The sequence below is a fragment of the Nitrospira defluvii genome (assembly GCF_905220995.1).
Classification (GTDB): Bacteria; Nitrospirota; Nitrospiria; order Nitrospirales; family Nitrospiraceae; genus Nitrospira_A; species Nitrospira_A defluvii_C.
In genome coordinates this window covers 502,780-517,782 of the sequence record NZ_CAJNBJ010000001.1, presented here as the reverse complement: position 1 = coordinate 517,782, position 15,003 = coordinate 502,780, and the positions used below count along the sequence as shown (strand labels likewise).

General features: G+C 59.0%; 16 protein-coding genes and 1 pseudogene. 16 read left to right on the top strand and 1 reads right to left on the bottom strand.

Annotated features, from left to right (window positions below; translation table 11 throughout):
* Positions 1–108: 108 nt before the first annotated feature.
* A complete protein-coding gene (locus KJA79_RS02470) occupies positions 109–1,239 on the top strand; it encodes a serine hydrolase domain-containing protein (protein WP_213040411.1) in 1,131 nt (376 codons plus the stop codon).
* Here the strand turns inward: KJA79_RS02470 and KJA79_RS02465 are convergent.
* The gene (locus KJA79_RS02465; RefSeq protein ID WP_213040410.1) at positions 1,236–1,556 is read right to left on the bottom strand and encodes a hypothetical protein; all 321 of its coding nucleotides are present in this window, start codon (positions 1,554–1,556) and stop codon (positions 1,236–1,238) included. The two genes, KJA79_RS02470 and KJA79_RS02465, sit on opposite strands and share 4 nt — an antisense overlap.
* 173 nt (positions 1,557–1,729) lie before the next feature.
* Here KJA79_RS02465 and KJA79_RS02460 point away from each other — a divergent pair, with 173 nt between their 5' ends.
* The 15 genes and pseudogenes from KJA79_RS02460 to rpsR all read left to right on the top strand — a co-directional run.
* On the top strand, positions 1,730–2,272 hold the full coding sequence (locus KJA79_RS02460; RefSeq protein ID WP_213040409.1) for a CDP-alcohol phosphatidyltransferase family protein: 543 nt from the start codon (positions 1,730–1,732) through the stop codon (positions 2,270–2,272).
* A gap of 346 nt (positions 2,273–2,618) precedes the next feature.
* Positions 2,619–3,833 carry a type II secretion system F family protein gene (locus tag KJA79_RS02455; RefSeq protein WP_213040408.1) on the top strand — a complete coding sequence of 405 codons (1,215 nt, stop codon included), beginning with the start codon at positions 2,619–2,621 and terminating at the stop codon, positions 3,831–3,833.
* A 91-nt stretch (positions 3,834–3,924) separates the two neighbouring features.
* Positions 3,925–5,733 carry an ATP-binding protein gene (locus KJA79_RS02450; RefSeq protein ID WP_213040407.1) on the top strand — a complete coding sequence of 603 codons (1,809 nt, stop codon included), beginning with the start codon at positions 3,925–3,927 and terminating at the stop codon, positions 5,731–5,733.
* Positions 5,718–7,097 (top strand): sigma-54-dependent transcriptional regulator, encoded by a 1,380-nt coding sequence (locus KJA79_RS02445; protein ID WP_213040406.1) that lies wholly within the window; start codon positions 5,718–5,720, stop codon positions 7,095–7,097. The genes KJA79_RS02450 and KJA79_RS02445 overlap by 16 nt, the downstream gene beginning before the upstream one ends.
* 21 nt (positions 7,098–7,118) lie before the next feature.
* Positions 7,119–8,018, top strand: a complete 900-nt coding sequence (gene ispE, locus KJA79_RS02440) for a 4-(cytidine 5'-diphospho)-2-C-methyl-D-erythritol kinase (RefSeq protein ID WP_213040405.1) — start codon at positions 7,119–7,121, stop codon at positions 8,016–8,018.
* 289 nt (positions 8,019–8,307) lie between these two features.
* Positions 8,308–9,249, top strand: a complete 942-nt coding sequence (locus KJA79_RS02435) for a ribose-phosphate diphosphokinase (RefSeq protein WP_213040404.1) — start codon at positions 8,308–8,310, stop codon at positions 9,247–9,249.
* A 37-nt stretch (positions 9,250–9,286) separates the two neighbouring features.
* The gene (locus tag KJA79_RS02430; RefSeq protein WP_213040403.1) at positions 9,287–10,054 is read left to right on the top strand and encodes a 50S ribosomal protein L25; all 768 of its coding nucleotides are present in this window, start codon (positions 9,287–9,289) and stop codon (positions 10,052–10,054) included.
* Positions 10,055–10,059: 5 nt separating this feature from the next.
* The gene (gene pth / locus KJA79_RS02425) at positions 10,060–10,638 is read left to right on the top strand and encodes an aminoacyl-tRNA hydrolase (protein WP_213040402.1); all 579 of its coding nucleotides are present in this window, start codon (positions 10,060–10,062) and stop codon (positions 10,636–10,638) included.
* 186 nt (positions 10,639–10,824) lie between these two features.
* Entirely contained in the window at positions 10,825–12,030 is a 1,206-nt protein-coding gene (locus tag KJA79_RS02420; RefSeq protein WP_213040401.1) for a PrnB family protein, read from the top strand.
* Between the two features lie 90 nt (positions 12,031–12,120).
* Complete coding sequence (locus KJA79_RS02415; RefSeq protein WP_213040400.1) at positions 12,121–12,333, top strand: hypothetical protein; 213 nt, start codon at positions 12,121–12,123, stop codon at positions 12,331–12,333.
* 206 nt (positions 12,334–12,539) lie between these two features.
* A complete protein-coding gene (locus KJA79_RS02410; protein ID WP_213040399.1) occupies positions 12,540–13,181 on the top strand; it encodes an outer membrane protein in 642 nt (213 codons plus the stop codon).
* A 52-nt stretch (positions 13,182–13,233) separates the two neighbouring features.
* The gene (locus tag KJA79_RS22915; RefSeq protein WP_213040398.1) at positions 13,234–13,686 is read left to right on the top strand and encodes a hypothetical protein; all 453 of its coding nucleotides are present in this window, start codon (positions 13,234–13,236) and stop codon (positions 13,684–13,686) included.
* Positions 13,687–13,931: 245 nt separating this feature from the next.
* Positions 13,932–14,291 (top strand): 30S ribosomal protein S6, encoded by a 360-nt coding sequence (rpsF, locus tag KJA79_RS02400; RefSeq protein ID WP_213040397.1) that lies wholly within the window; start codon positions 13,932–13,934, stop codon positions 14,289–14,291.
* The gene (locus KJA79_RS02395) at positions 14,275–14,670 is read left to right on the top strand and encodes a single-stranded DNA-binding protein (RefSeq protein ID WP_213040396.1); all 396 of its coding nucleotides are present in this window, start codon (positions 14,275–14,277) and stop codon (positions 14,668–14,670) included. The genes rpsF and KJA79_RS02395 overlap by 17 nt, the downstream gene beginning before the upstream one ends.
* Positions 14,671–14,694: 24 nt before the next feature.
* Positions 14,695–14,943 (top strand): annotated as a pseudogene (gene rpsR, locus KJA79_RS02390) (30S ribosomal protein S18); the annotation flags it as partial.
* Positions 14,944–15,003 lie beyond the last annotated feature (60 nt).

Sequence of the window (15,003 nt, the reverse complement as noted above, 5' to 3'; positions counted from 1 at the left end):
TGCGCTCTTTGAAACGATTCTCCTTCCTCCCTGATTCCCCCTACCGGCGCAAACGATGCGCGCCCGTCATGCGTCCTCTTTTCGCCGCCTGAGCGGAGACTCGTAATTATGGCCACACACCATTCACTTCAGTCGGCGCTGCAAACGGCGGTCGACGACGGGACGTTTCCGGGTGCGGTGTTGGCCGTTCGGTTGCGCGGGGCGCTGGTGTTTGAAGGAGCTGCCGGTCTTCTCACTCAGAAAGTTCCAGGAGAGATGGTGACGGTCGATACCTGCTATGACCTCGCGTCCCTCACCAAGGTCTTGGCAACCACCACAGCGCTGGTACTCCTCGCGCAGCGCGGACTGCTGAAGCTGGACGATCGGATCGAACGGATTCTGGACGAACTTCGAGACCGCCCCATCGGCGCGGCGACAGTGCGGCACCTACTCACGCACAGTTCGGGGTTGCCGGGCTGGCGCCCCTACTATGAACGGATTGCCGCACGCGAAGCGGCGCAGCCCGGGTTTCTCGGGGGGGCGGGGACGCGGATGGCCGTGCTGGACTATATCGCTACGGAAGAGTTGGTCTATGAGCGGGGGACACGCAGCCTGTACAGCGATCTCGGATTCATGTTGCTGGGACAGGTGGTGGAGCGGCTGTCCGGGGAGCCGCTGGACGAATTCTGTCGTGGCCAGATTTTCACGCCCCTCGGCGCCAGCCCGCTCGCGTACCTCCCTCACGGGCGCACTCCGGCGGCCGCCGGATTTCCTGATGTGCGGAACGCGATTGCTCCGACGGAGGAAGATTCCTGGCGGGGGCGCACCTTGCGCGGGGAAGTGCACGATGAAAATGCCTATGCGCTGGGCGGCGTGGCCGGTCATGCCGGATTGTTCGGTACGGCGCGGGCCGTGCTGGCGATCGCGCAGGCTTGGATGGATGGTCGGCGGAACCAGCCTGGGTTGTTGGCGCCAGACATGGTTGCGCTGTTCACGAGCAACAGGCAGGGAGTTCCGAATTCCAGTTGGGCGTTGGGTTGGGATACACCGTCGGTCCGGTCCTCCTCAGGGACAAGGTTTTCCCCTGAGTCCTTCGGGCATCTCGGATATACCGGAACGTCCTTGTGGATCGACCCGGTCAAGGAATTGGAGGTGGCGCTTCTCTCGAATCGGGTGCATCCCACGAGGCGCAATGAGCAGATCCGCCTCTTCCGCCCTCTGATTCACGATCTGATCTGCCGGGAGTTCTTGAAAGGTTAGACTGGGAGGTCTGGATAGTCGGTCCAGGTTTCTTTCTCGGCGAGGTAGCGGCTGCCCTTGAAATTCAGGCGTGTGCGCAATCGAGTAAACCCCACATTCCTGAGTTTATCGACGACGGCCTTGACGGCGGCACTCGTGGTGGGATGCGCCGATCCCTCGACGGCATAGGCTTCATACGTGACCTTACCCGTATACCCCGCCGCCACTCGACTGACCAGGATGGCCCGGTTGAAATACCGGTCGCTTGGGTCGATCCCCTCGACTTGATGCCGTTCGATTAATCCCTCTTTCTTGAAGAGGAGGGGGAGTCCGCTCATACACAACCTCCGTCGATCATCGCCAGAGCCCGCCGTATGGGTCCCGATTATAGGGACCTGCTTTGTGGAGTGCAACCGTCGTTGACAAGGTTCCACGGGGTTTCTATGATGCGCGATTCCTACGGGGTTCTCAGTCAGCGGCGGCGGCGGCGAGCCGCACGCCATCCATCTCGATGAATATGAACGTCCCGAACAGCCTGACAATGTTGCGGATCTTGTTGATCCCGGTCTATGTCGGATTGCTTAACTACGAACAATTCGACTATGCCCTGGCCACGCTGTTCATCGCCGGGGTGACGGATGCCCTCGACGGCATCATTGCCCGGGTGGCCAATCAGCGGACCAGGCTTGGGGAAGTCTTGGATCCCCTGGCGGATAAACTTATGCTGACGACGGGATTCATTACCCTGTCCGTCATGCACCTCGTTCCCCTCTGGCTGACCATTCTGGTCGCCAGCCGCGACCTGATGCTGATGCTGGGCGCTGCGGTCGCCCATTTTACTCAAACGCAGGTCGATATCTCGCCGACTGTTTTGGGGAAGGTCACCACGCTGGTTCAGCTGGCGACCCTGATCGCCGTCGTCTTTTTTGCCTCCCGGCGGCTCGATCTCGCCTCCCTTGATCCGCTTATCTACTTGATGGGCGGAGTCACGCTCATGTCCGGTTTGCACTATCTCTCCAGAGGGTATTTCCGCATTACCTCCAGCCAAGTCTAGCCCGGACTGTTCATGAGTGACTGCTCCGTTGTCCGATGCTCTCGCCCGGCGAGGCGGTTCTCGTTCGGCCTCCTCGACGGACTGTCAGGACACCTGTGTCGGCCTCGCTTGCGAGAAGCTCCCGCGAGTTTCGGTCTCCAACGTCTCGCGGCGACATTCATGAATAATCCGGGCTCGTGCGCGGACGCTTCGCTGGACGCGTGTTTCGCGGTGTCGTGACGGTTCCATTTTTGGGCATTTGTTTGACAGTTTTTGGGTCGTCTTATAGACTTCGATCATAGTTTTCCGCTGCATACCTCCGTGTCCTGCCTGCTGTTCGATGTTCTAAAGGAGTGGAAACCGCGTCATGAGTACATTCGCCTATGTCGGCCGAAACCGCCAGGGTGCCGTGAAGAAGGGCGAGCTCACCGCCAAGACCAGAGACGAGGCGGTGGAACAACTTCGCAAGCAACAGGTCGTCGTGACCAGCCTGGAAGAAAAGTCAGGCGGCGGAAAATTCAAGCTGAACATCGGGGGTGGGCTGACCGACAAGGATCTCGTGGTGTTCACGCGCCAGTTCGGGACGATGATCAATGCGGGATTGCCGCTGATCCAGTGCCTGGACATTCTCTCTACGCAATCAGAAAACAAAGTCCTGCGCGAAACGGTCGGCGATGTCAAAAACAGTGTGGAGGCCGGTTCCACCTTCTCCGACGCCTTAAAACGCCATCCCAAAGTGTTCGATGATCTGTACGTCAACATGATCCACGCCGGTGAGGTGGGCGGTCTGCTCGATACGATTCTGACCCGTTTGGCCAAGCACATTGAAAAGGCCATGAAGTTGAAAGGCCAGATCAAGTCGGCGATGGTCTATCCGACGGCCATCGTCGGGGTCGCCGTGATCATCATCAGCGTATTGATGGTGTGGGTCATCCCGGTGTTTGCGCAGATGTTCATGGAAATGTCCGGCGGCAAGGTCGGCCTTCCAGGCCCGACACAGATCGTCATCAACGTCAGCAATTTCTTCCAGAGTTATTGGTATGCCATGTTCGGCGCGGTGGTGGGCGCGATCATCGCGATCAAACGCTACTATGCCACGGTGAACGGGCGAGTCGTGATCGACAAGCTGCTCCTCAAGATGCCGATCGTTGGGGATTTGATCAGAAAGGCATCCGTGGCGAAATTTACCCGCACGCTGGGCACGTTGATCACCAGTGGTGTGCCGTTGTTGGAAGGATTGAGCATCTGCGCGAAGACGTCCGGCAACAAGGTGATCGAAGAAGCCTTGATGAATGCCCGGGTGAGTATCAGCGGAGGGAAAACCATCTCCGAGCCGCTGGCCAAGTGTAATGTGTTTCCCAAGATGGTGACGCATATGATCGCCGTCGGAGAGTCCACCGGCGCGCTCGATGCCATGCTCGGCAAGATTGCCGATTTCTATGAAGACGAAGTCGACCAGGCCGTCGAAACACTGACCTCGCTCCTCGAACCGATCATGATGGTGGTGTTGGGTACCATTATCGGGTTTATCGTCATCGCGATGTACCTGCCGATCTTCACGATGGCGCAAGCCATTCAATAGCGACGCCGCGCAGTCGCATCCGATTCACGGCGCGCGGCCCGATTTTTCCAATGGCCGCGCGTCGCACATCCATCAGGGCAACGCGCCCGGCATGCTGTCGTCAACCTGTCCAGCCCCCTCCACCGATACCGAGTCGCCTTCAGGCCAAGACGCCACGCGGTTACGTGGCGTTGAAGCCCTGTCTGCGCCGACTGTCGATCGCTCACTGCCTGAGCTGAAAACCAGGCTCCATTGGCTGATGGGGCTGCGGGTGGTGCTGGTCACCTTGATGTTGGGGTTGTCCCTGGCCTTTCAATCCACGCGTGGCGAATCCGCGCCCACCTTTACTGCCTTAATCGTCTTCACCTACACCATTACGATTGTCTATGCGGTGGTGTTGAGACGGCTCACGACCGCCGCGGCTCATTCCGCGTTCATCTGGGTGCAGGTCGGGGTCGATGTGGTCCTCGAGACCGTCCTGATTGCGAGGACCGGCGGAGTCGAGAGCCCGTTTGCCGTGCTCTATGTCATCACCGTGACGGTGGCCAGCCTGGTTCCTCATCGACGTGTCGGCATTGTCACGGGCGCAGGGTGCACGTTCCTGTTCGGTGCCATCACGGCGGTGCAATACTTCAGGCTTTTGAATGCTTCCGCGTGGTTGCCTCCCAGCAAGCTCGAAGGACCTGAAGCGTTGCAGACCTTTGAGGTGTATGGCCTCGCGTTCCTGGTCGTCGGATTCTTGAGCGGTGTGCTGGCCGATGAACTTCGGCATGCCGATCAGTCCTTGCGAGAGAAGGAGCAGGGCCTCACCCGCCTTCAGGTGTTCCACGAGAGCATCGTGCGCAGCATCAGCAGCGGCGTGTTTACCACCGACCAAGAGGGATGTATCACCTCGTTCAATCCCGCGGCGTATGAAGTCACCGGCTATGCCTTCTCGGACGTGCAGGGTCGCATGTGGCATGAGGTCTTCAATTGGCACCCGGACGAGCGTGCGCAGGAGACAGAGCTGACGTCGCTGTCGCCTCTGCGCTTTGAGGTCGATTGCTTTCATGCCAACGGCAGCTGTCTCGTATTAGGCATGACCGTTTCACCACTTCAGGAGCAAGGGATGCAGCGTGGTCTGGTGGGGGTCTTCAAGGACCTCACGCAAATCCGTTACCTGGAAGAAGAAATGCGTCGGCGGGAATGGCTGGCCAATTTGGGCGAGATGTCTGCGGGGATGGCGCACGAAATACGTAATCCACTGGGTGCGCTTGCCGGGGCCATGCAGATGTTGCGGCAGGATGTGGGCTCCGATGAAACCAGTCAGCGGTTGATGGACATTGCCATTCGTGAAGCCAGGCGGCTCGACAACATCATCACGGAGTTTCTTCAGTATGCGCGTCCGCCCGCCTTGCGCATTACCGAGCAAGATTTGAACAAAGTCCTTGCCGATACGCTGGATCTGATCCAACATGAGGCGCAGTCACGAATGGGAGTTTCGATCGTCTCCCGCATGGCACCCACAAACCTGGTCGCACAGGTTGATCAGGACCAGTTGAAGCAGGTGTTTTGGAATTTGGCGGTCAATGCCTTTGATGCCATGTCCGGCGGAGGGACGCTGACGATTACCACAGGGCTGCGGCGGGTGGAAGTCGGCGGCCGGCGTGCCGATGTCATTGAAGTCGGCTTTCAGGACAGCGGAGAAGGCATTCCCAAGCAGAATTTCGACAAGATCTTTCTCCCGTTTTTTACCACAAAAAAAGAGGGCTCGGGGTTGGGGCTGGCCCAGGTGCACCGGATTGTGGATCTCCATGGCGGGTGGATCAAGGTGGAAAGCGAAGTCGGGAGCGGTGCACGATTTGTCGTCTGTCTCCCGCAGTCTGCGGAAACCGGTGCCCGGCTGCGGCATGAAGGAAGGGAACCGTGGAAAAGATTTTAGTCGTCGATGACGAACAGGGATTGCGCGATGTCCTGAGCATCATGCTCAAGCGGGCCGGCTACGCCGTGACTGTGGCGTCGGACGGAGAAGAGGCCATCGCGCAAATTCACAAGGAGATTTTCGATCTCGTCATCACAGACCTCAAGATGCCCAGAGCCGGCGGGCTGGATGTGCTGAAAGCCGTGAAGGCTTCTTCGCCGGACACCGTCGTGTTGGTGATTACTGCGTTTGCGTCGGCTGAATCGGCGGTCGAAGCCATGAAGCACGGGGCGTACGACTACCTCACCAAGCCGTTTCAGGTCGACGAGGTGCAGCTCATTATCCGCAATGCGCTCGAACGGCGTCGGCTGTCGACCGAGAACATGTTGCTCAAACGGGAACTGGCCAGCCAGTCCTCCTTTTCTCAGATCATCGGCCAGAGCGAGGCGATGCAGAAAATCTACGATGTGATCAGGAAGGTAGCCGATTCCAAAAGTAATGTCCTGATCGGCGGAGAGAGTGGGACGGGCAAGGAGCTGGTGGCGCGGGCGATTCATTTCAATAGTTCTCGAGCTTCCATGCCGTTTGTCACGGTGAATTGCAGCGCGGTGCCGGAAACCTTGCTGGAGAGCGAATTGTTCGGCCATATGAAAGGCTCGTTCACGGGAGCGGTGTCGAACAAGGCCGGATTGTTTGAAGTGGCCAACGGCGGGACGATCTTTCTCGACGAGATCGGCGACACGACGCCGGCCATTCAAGTTAAGCTGTTGCGGGTGATTCAGGAGCGTGAGTTCCGGCGGGTGGGCGGGACGCAGGATGTGAAGGTCGATGTGCGCATCGTCGCAGCCACGAATCGAGATCTGGAGCGGGCGGTCGCCGAGGGATCATTTCGCGAAGACCTGTATTATCGGCTCGACGTCATTCCGATCAAACTCCCGCCCCTGCGCATGCGCAGCGGCGACATTCCTTTGTTGACCCAACATTTTCTGGAGAAATTTGCCAAGGAAAGTGGTAAACCAGTGCCGACGATGAGCCAGGAGGCCATGCGCGTACTGCTGGCGCATGAGTGGCGAGGAAACGTTCGTGAGTTGGAGAACGTGATCGAGCGCGTGGTGGCCTTCACAACGGGATCGTCGGTGACGGATGCAGACATTCGCGGGTGGCTTCACAAGCCGGTGACCAATCAGCAGACCGTGCCGTCCGAATTACCGGAGGACGGTCTGGATCTTGAGGGGCTCATCAACACGATCGAGAAAGACCTGCTGTTGAAAGCGCTCGAACGGAGCCAGTGGGTCAAGAAGCGCGCCGCGCGCCTCCTGCGATTGAATACCCGGTCGTTCCGGTACCGTCTCGAAAAATACGAAATCAAAGGAGGCCGGGATTAGCGCCGCCCCAGTAAGCTGCGAGTGAATGCGACCAGTCTGCGGGTTCTGACTCCTGCCAAAGTGAATTTGATTCTCCGGGTGCTCGAGCGTCGGCCTGATGGGTTCCATGCCATCTGGTCGCTGATGCACACCGTCGGATTGACAGATGAGATCACCCTCACCATGCAGCCTGCCGCCGTCTCGCGTATCGCCTTGCGTTGCGATCATGCCGCGTTGGCGGTCGACCAGAGCAATCTCGTCTATCGTGCTGCGCAACTCGTGCTGGCCCGAGCGCAACGGTCAATTGATCTCTCCATCAGCCTGGCCAAGCGTATTCCGATGGGGGCCGGACTGGGCGGCGGCAGCAGCGATGCGGCGGCAACGATCCTGGGCTTGGTCAAGCTATTGCGGCTGGATTGGTCGGTCGAACGGATGGCGGAAGTGGGACAGCAGTTGGGAAGTGATGTGCCGTTCTTTTTTGTGGCGCCTGCCGCCTGCGTGACCGGCCGGGGCGAACTGGTCAGTCCGGTTCAGGTCACGGGGCAGAGATGGATCGTGCTTGTGAACCCGGGGTTTCCGGTCGAAACGAAATGGGCCTACCAGCAACTCGCCACGACACGCCAGGGTGTGCGACCGCTTTCTGACTCGTTGCAGCAGTTGGGGAGCCGCTCCGTGTTGGATTGGGCGGAGATCATTCCCCTGGTGGAGAACGACTTTGAGGGACCCGTCTTTGCTCAACATCCGGTGCTGGGCCAGATTAAGCGCCAACTCGTCAGCCTAGGAGCTGAGGTCGCCCTCCTCTCAGGGAGCGGTGCCACAATGTTCGGGGTATTCGGGGACGAGGCGATGGCCAAACAGGCGGCACTGGTCTGTGCTGCCGATCCACAAAGGAAGGCCTTTGCCGTCCCGGTAGGTGGTGTGCCCGAGATGCGCGTTGTCTGAGCGCGTGCGTTCGCTACGTGGGGCCTGGTGGCCAGGAGCCTCCAGGCGGCACGTTCGCTCTCTCGGGCCATCGTCGTTGCCCGCTGGACCTTTCCTCAGGCCGATCGGTTGACAAGTTCTGAACAGTTTCGTTATTGTGCTGAGCTTCGGTAAGCGTCCGCTTGTTTGGATCGTGCACGAGGTCAGCGGGATTGACTACGGGTCCTGTCCGTGCCCACCGTGTTGTACCAACTCGACCAGCACCGCTGACAGTAGTCGTATCGCCACGTACCGCATCGTAAGGGGTGGAATGAACAGGGAACTGAAGCTCTTTTCGGGCAACGCCAATCCTGCGCTTGCGCGCGCGATCGGAACGTATCTCGATTTGCCCATCAGCGCTGCCACAGTCTCTTCGTTCAGTGATGGTGAGATCCGCGTTCGCGTAGAGGAGAATGTCCGCGGGGCGGATGTGTTCTTGATCCAGTCCTGCTGTGCTCCGGTCAATGATTCGATCATGGAGATGCTGATCATGATCGATGCATTGAAGCGGTCCTCGGCCAACCGCATTACTGCGGTGATTCCCTATTTCGGGTATGCCCGTCAGGACCGCAAGGATCAGCCGCGTGTGCCGATTTCTGCCAAGTTGGTGGCGGATCTTATCACCACGGCGGGCGCGGACCGGGTGTTGACGATGGATCTCCACGCCAGCCAGATTCAAGGGTTCTTTGATATTCCTGTGGACAATTTGTACGCGTTGCCGGTGCTCTTGGATTACATTACTAAACGCAAGATTGAGGATTTGGTCGTGGTGTCTCCCGACGCCGGTGGAGTGGAGCGGGCGAGGGCCTTTGCCAAACGGCTCCAGGCGAATCTTGCCATTATCGACAAGCGGCGTGAGGGGCCGAATCAGGCGCAAGTCATGAATATTATCGGTGACGTGCAAGGCAAGAGCGCCTTGCTCCTCGACGATATGATTGATACGGCGGGCACGATTGTGCAGGGGGCGCAAGCTTGCCTCGATAAAGGGGCTCGGGAAGTTTGGGCCGGCTGCTCGCATGGCGTGTTGTCTGGGCCCGCTTTGGAGCGGCTTCAGCAGTCCGGTCTGACGGAAGTGGTGGTGACCGATTCGATTCCGTTGCGCGGGAAAGATCTGAAGTGTCCGAAGTTGAAATTGTTGTCTGTGGCACCGCTGTTCGGCGAAGCCATCAGGCGCATCCATGAGGATGAATCAGTCAGTTCGTTATTCGTGTAGGCCGTCCGCGTCGAGCGACAGGTCGAGGAGGAGCATCATGAAATTCGAGTTAACCGTTGAGAGCAGAGATGGCGGAGGTAAGGGCCCCGCGCGTCAACTTCGTCGTGCCGGTCGGGTTCCGGCGGTGCTGTATGGGCAGGGAGAATGTTTGCTGCTCTCCGTCAAGCCGGAGGAGCTGGTGAAAATTTTGCGATCCCAAGCCGGCAGCACGGCACTCATTTCCCTCACGATCAACGGGGCCAAAAGCAAACCGAATCGCACGGCATTGTTGCGAGACTTTCAAGTGGATCCGATCGCGGGAAGCGTGCTGCATGCGGATTTCTTTGAAGTCGCCATGGATAAGCCGATTCGCGTGAAGGTTCCGATCCATCTGACTGGTGGCCAGCCGATCGGCTTGAAAGAGGGCGGCGTGTTGCATCAGGCGTTGCGCGAATTGCACGTCGAATGTCTCCCGTCCGTGCTGCCGGATTTCATCGCCGTCGATGCCTCGCAATTGCAGATTAATGAAGGTATCCATCTGAAGGATATTGCGAAGACTGAGGGGTTGCGTTTCCTGGACGATCCGGAGCACATGGTCGTGAGCGTGGCGGCTCCGATGACTGATGCCAAGCTCGAATCCTTGTTGGCGACCGGCGCGGCGGGCGCCGAGGGGGCCAAGGAGCCGGAAGTGGCGGCGAAGGGGAAGGCTGCGGCTGAAGGCGCGGCCGGAGCCGAGGCAGGCAAGGCTGGTGATGCTAAGGCCGGGGCGGCTGCGCCCAAGGCGGGAGCAGCTCCAGCCAAGAAGGAAGCCGAGAAAAAGAAGTAGTGGCGTTGCGCCTGCTCGTTGGGTTGGGCAATCCCGGATCCGAATATGCCGACACGCGGCATAATATCGGTTGCTGGGTGATCGAGCGGGCGGCGGCGCGGTGGTCGATACGTCTCACCAGGAAAGGCGCGGCCCAGCGAGGCTCGGGTCGCGCCGGTTCCAAACTCGTCGAGCTGGCTGGTACGCTCGACTGGATGAACCTCAGCGGTCCCCCTCTCAAAGGTCTCCTTCGCGAGCTCGGTCTCACTCCTGATGCCCTGGTTGTGGTGCACGATGATCTGGATCTGGAGCCGGGTCGTTTGCGTATCAGGCGGGACGGCGGCAGCGGCGGTCACAACGGCATCAAGTCCGTGATCGAAGCGTTAGGGACGCCGCAGTTCGTCCGACTGAAGATCGGGGTTGGCCGACCGGCGCCGAGACAAGACACGGCAGACTATGTGCTGGAGCCGGTCTCTCGGGAAGAGCGAGCTTCATATGATCCCTGTCTGGATCGAGCGGTCGACGCCCTCGAGCTGCTGCTCAACCGCGACGTCGCGACTGCCATGAATCAATTCAATGTGCGGGAGAAGCCAGAGGAGACGTAGGGCTCCGCGCAGCATCGCTCCGACCCTTCGAATCAGATTGTGGCTCTCTCCTCATCCATCCCCCCTCCATACTCAGTTGCGAACGGAGCCTCAGCCACCCTCTCTGGCAGGCCAACGGATGTCTGACAGCAGTGGGCGAACAGCCTGTGGTACAGTAACGTATTCGCATTCGGCACAGGAGCGCCCATGACGATGTCAGATATTCCGTCACTGTCACTCTCGGCGTTTGACCTCTCGCCTGACCGAGGGTTTCTTCCCGCTACTGATCCTCTGGAGCAATTGGCTGAGGAACCCATTCTCAATCAGATCGGTGCCGACCTGCCCAAGCTTCTCGGCGCGCGACAGGTGCGTGGGGTCATCCAGGATCGCCAGGACATCATGGGAGCCGTGGCGGATGAATGGGGACTGGATGTCTTTCGATCCGTGATGCGAGTCCTGTCGTTCGTCGGTCATGCCTATGTCTGGGAGGATCCCGACCATCCTGCAACTCGGCTGCCGGCGAGTCTCGCTCGTCCTTGGTGTCAGGTTGCCCAACAGCTCGGACGCCCGCCGGTGCTGTCCTACGCCTCCTACGCGTTGCACAATTGGCGGCGACTTGATCCGCATAAGCCCATCGAGCTCGGCAATATCGTGCTGCTGCAGAATTTCCTCGGTGGGCTCGATGAGGAGTGGTTTGTGCTGATTCACATCGATATTGAGGCAAAGGCGGGGCCGGGGCTGCAGGGGCTCGTGCAGGCACATCATGCCGCGCGAGAGGATCGAGCGGATGCGGTGCTGGCAGGCTTGGGGGCACTCGCCGGGGCGCAGGAAGCCATGCGTGAGACGTTGCTTCGCATGCCGGAACGATGTGACCCGTACATCTATTACAGTCGTGTCCGTCCGTACATCCATGGATGGAAGAATAGTCCGGCCCTGCCGAACGGTATCATCTATGAAGGCGTGCCCGAGTATGCCGATCAGCCTCAACAGTTCCGTGGTGAGACCGGTTCGCAAAGCTCGATCGTGCCGGCTTTGGATGCTGGGCTTGGCGTGCCCCATGCCGAGGATCCGCTGACGCAATACCTCGTGGAGATGCGAGACTATATGCCTCCGCGTCACCGGGCGTTTCTCGCTGCGTTAGAGGCGCACAGGGATCGGCAGGGGCGTCCCTTGCTCTGCGGGTATGTCCGTGACCGGAAGTCCACACACCCAGAGCTCTGGCGGGCCTATTGCGCCAACGTGGATCTGTTGGCCCAGTTCCGTCAGATTCACGTGGATTACGCGGAGCGGTATATCTTTCGGCAGCATCAGTCGCATGCCGGCAATCCTACCGCAGTCGGGACAGGCGGCACGCCGTTCATGCCCTATTTAAACAAACACCTGGAAGATACGAAGCGCGTCATTCAAAACTAACTCGCGGGAGGTGAAGCTCTCATCGACGCTCCGGGCTGGATTACCGGCGCAAAAGTTCGTACACTGCGTGCTGGATCGAGTTATCTAGTGATGCGCAAACCCGGCGAACCCATCTACTTGCGAATTCACCTGATCGCCCTGGCCATGGTGCTCGTTGCCACCGTGGCCTTGCCTCGGGTGGCGGAGCTGTTCGTGGGGCCGCTGGGTTTCGGTACCCACGCCTTGCTCGGCCTGGGGATCGCCGTGGTCGGAGGCATTGCCCTCTACTGGCTGTATAATGCCTCAGCCCGAAACGAACCCTAGCGCGGTGTCGAGTCGGGTCGACCCTGTGTCGCACGATCAAACAGGCGGTCGTGCAGATTCGCTCCAGTCCTTCCCGTCGGCCGACTATCCCCAGGCCGTACCCTCCTCCATTCGACATCACTTCGAGGCGTACTGCAAAGTTGTCCAGTGTGCCGCGTCGATAGCCTGGTATGATCAAGGCACGCCTCGCCCATGGAGCAAGCACCATGGTGTACAGAAGGTCTGCGTCAATCGGACTTGTTCCCAGTCTCCTGCTCTGTTGGCTGCTTCTCTTCTTTCCCGCCGGTTCCCTTGCGGAATGGTACGTCGCCGGTCAGTTCGGCTGGAACTTCGTCGATCCCCTTCGTAACGTGAGGGGGACCGGTGCACTTGCCGGTCAGGATTTCCTCAATTTTAACCTGAAAACCAGCCCAGCCTTCGGCGGTAAGGTGGGAGTGTTTCCCGGTCATGGAATGTTCGGCGTTGAATTGGACGTGACGCATAGCAATCCGCACATCAAGAACCTGGACGATGCGCCAGGCATTCATCTTTCAGTGACGACAATCGGAGCCAATGTGTTGTTACGATATCCGGGTGTCACCTGGCAGCCCTACATTGGCGGCGGCCCAGCGCTGCTCGTGGCACATTTGGGGCGATCTTCCGAGACGGAAAGTGATACACAGCACTCGTTCGGCGGGAATGTGCTGGTCGGCATTCGTGCATTCGTCACGCCCAAGGTGGCATGGTTTACGGAGTATAAATATACCGACTCTACGCTTCGCTTCGGTGGCGCACTGGGGTCGCTAGGGGGCTTCGAGGGGACCTATCGCGCTCATCAACTCTTCATGGGTTTGTCGTATCATTTCTGAGAGGGTCTCGCCGATGCCCTTACGCGCTTGCCTCATCGTCGCCTTAACCGCAATGTCAAAGAAAGTATTGGGGAGCCGGCTCGTGTCGGCTGTGAATGACGCGAATGGGTGCCGTACCGTCGGGGCGGCAATCGCCAATGGCGTTGGACGCGTGACGCTGATGCTTTGTCTGGGTGGGGCGCTGTCGGCCTGCGCGGAATCCGTCCATCAGACGGAGCGGCTGTCGATGCGCGATTTTATGTTGGATGCGGGGTATGCTGGCGCCCAGTCCTATGCCCATTGGCCCGGCCCCGGGTATGGTCCGGGGTATGGAATCGGCTATGGCTATGGCGCAGGGTATTGGGGCAATCCGCTCGGCTATTATGGTTTCCCCTATGGGCCGGCGGGATTCGGATGGTATGGCGGATATGGAGGTTTCGGCGCGGCACGTCCGCCGGTTGGTTCGCCGGGCCCCCGGCCCCCCTTACCTCCAAATACGCCCTCGCGCTTTAGAAAAAACCACTGAGTGGTTGGCTCAGTCTACATGGAGGGATCTGTTTCTGATCCTCATTGGCGAAGTGGAGCAATGACGGCGGTTCTGCTGTGCTCGGTCGATCGTAAGGACGGTGTACGTGCTGTTCCCAAAGGTCGACGACAATTTGACACATTCTTTGAAGCTGTGCTAGTTTCCCCAACTCATGTCGGCTGATCCGGCATGCCTACACCTCGCTCCCATCAGCGAATGGGGGCCATTGTTCAGGAGGAATCTGCATGGAACTCTATGAGTCCCTGTTTATCATTCGTCCGACGTTAAGCGACGAAGAAACGTCTGCGCTGATTGAAAAGATGAAAGGCACCGTGACGAAACACGGCGCCAACCTTGTGCGGGCCGAAAATTGGGGCCGTAAGAAGCTCGCTTATGAGATCAAGCGTGAGCGGAAGGGCACCTACGTATATTTTTATTTCCAGGGGCCTGGCTCGACCATTGCTGAACTGGAACGTGCCTATCGGCTTGAAGACTCCATCATCAAGTTCCTCACTGTGAAATTGGAGCAGGAGCCTGCTCCGCCTAGAGGCGCCCCCGTGGCCACACCAGCCGCACAAGGAGCCACCGTTGGCGGGGTTCAATAAAGTTATCCTGGTCGGAAATCTGACCCGGAATCCTGAGCTGCGGTATACGCCCAGCGGGACGCCGGTCGCCAGCTTCGGCTTGGCGACGAGTCGACGCTTCAAACAAGGCGATGAGCTGAAGGAAGAGGTTTGCTTCATCGACATCGTCGTGTTCGGCAAACAGGCCGAACATTGCGGGCAATACCTGAGCAAAGGTAACGGGGTGATCATCGACGGGCGCCTTCAGCAGCGTCGATGGGAGACGGAAGACGGCCAGAAGCGGAGCAAACATGAAGTCGTGGCCCAAGGCGTGACCTTTTTGCCGAAGCGTGGCGAGGCCGGAGGTGAGGGTGGCGGCTTTCACGAAGAACCACCTTCATACGAAGACGAACAGTTGTAGGAGACGGAGGCGATCATGGAACGAGGAGATCGTGGAAACAGCGGAGGGGGCGGCGGTCGGTTTTTTCAGCGCCGGAAGCCGTGCCGGTTTTGCGTTGATAAAGCCCCGATTGATTTTAAGGATATCGGCTTGTTGCGGAATTTTCTCACCGAACGGGGGCGAATCGTGCCACGCCGCATTTCCGGCAATTGCTTGCAGCACCAACGCGTGTTGACAGTGGCGGTAAAGCGGGCGCGCCAGATCGCCTTGGTCAGCTTCGCCGAAGAGCGATAACTCAAGGGGTTGGTGTTGGTTCGTCTTGGCTCACTCGGCGAAGCAGTTGGTCTTCTGTCC

What these genes read in the sequence shown, in the direction of transcription:
- KJA79_RS02470 (WP_213040411.1), top strand. Translation starts at nt 109, where the DNA reads ATGGCCACACACCATTCACTTCAGTCGGCGCTGCAAACGGCGGTCGAC.
- KJA79_RS02465 (WP_213040410.1), bottom strand. Translation starts at nt 1,556, where the DNA reads ATGAGCGGACTCCCCCTCCTCTTCAAGAAAGAGGGATTAATCGAACGG.
- KJA79_RS02460 (WP_213040409.1), top strand. Translation starts at nt 1,730, where the DNA reads ATGAATATGAACGTCCCGAACAGCCTGACAATGTTGCGGATCTTGTTG.
- KJA79_RS02455 (WP_213040408.1), top strand. Translation starts at nt 2,619, where the DNA reads ATGAGTACATTCGCCTATGTCGGCCGAAACCGCCAGGGTGCCGTGAAG.
- KJA79_RS02450 (WP_213040407.1), top strand. Translation starts at nt 3,925, where the DNA reads ATGCTGTCGTCAACCTGTCCAGCCCCCTCCACCGATACCGAGTCGCCT.
- KJA79_RS02435 (WP_213040404.1), top strand. Translation starts at nt 8,308, where the DNA reads ATGAACAGGGAACTGAAGCTCTTTTCGGGCAACGCCAATCCTGCGCTT.
- KJA79_RS02430 (WP_213040403.1), top strand. Translation starts at nt 9,287, where the DNA reads ATGAAATTCGAGTTAACCGTTGAGAGCAGAGATGGCGGAGGTAAGGGC.
- KJA79_RS02420 (WP_213040401.1), top strand. Translation starts at nt 10,825, where the DNA reads ATGACGATGTCAGATATTCCGTCACTGTCACTCTCGGCGTTTGACCTC.
- KJA79_RS02415 (WP_213040400.1), top strand. Translation starts at nt 12,121, where the DNA reads ATGCGCAAACCCGGCGAACCCATCTACTTGCGAATTCACCTGATCGCC.
- KJA79_RS02410 (WP_213040399.1), top strand. Translation starts at nt 12,540, where the DNA reads ATGGTGTACAGAAGGTCTGCGTCAATCGGACTTGTTCCCAGTCTCCTG.
- KJA79_RS22915 (WP_213040398.1), top strand. Translation starts at nt 13,234, where the DNA reads ATGTCAAAGAAAGTATTGGGGAGCCGGCTCGTGTCGGCTGTGAATGAC.
- rpsF (WP_213040397.1), top strand. Translation starts at nt 13,932, where the DNA reads ATGGAACTCTATGAGTCCCTGTTTATCATTCGTCCGACGTTAAGCGAC.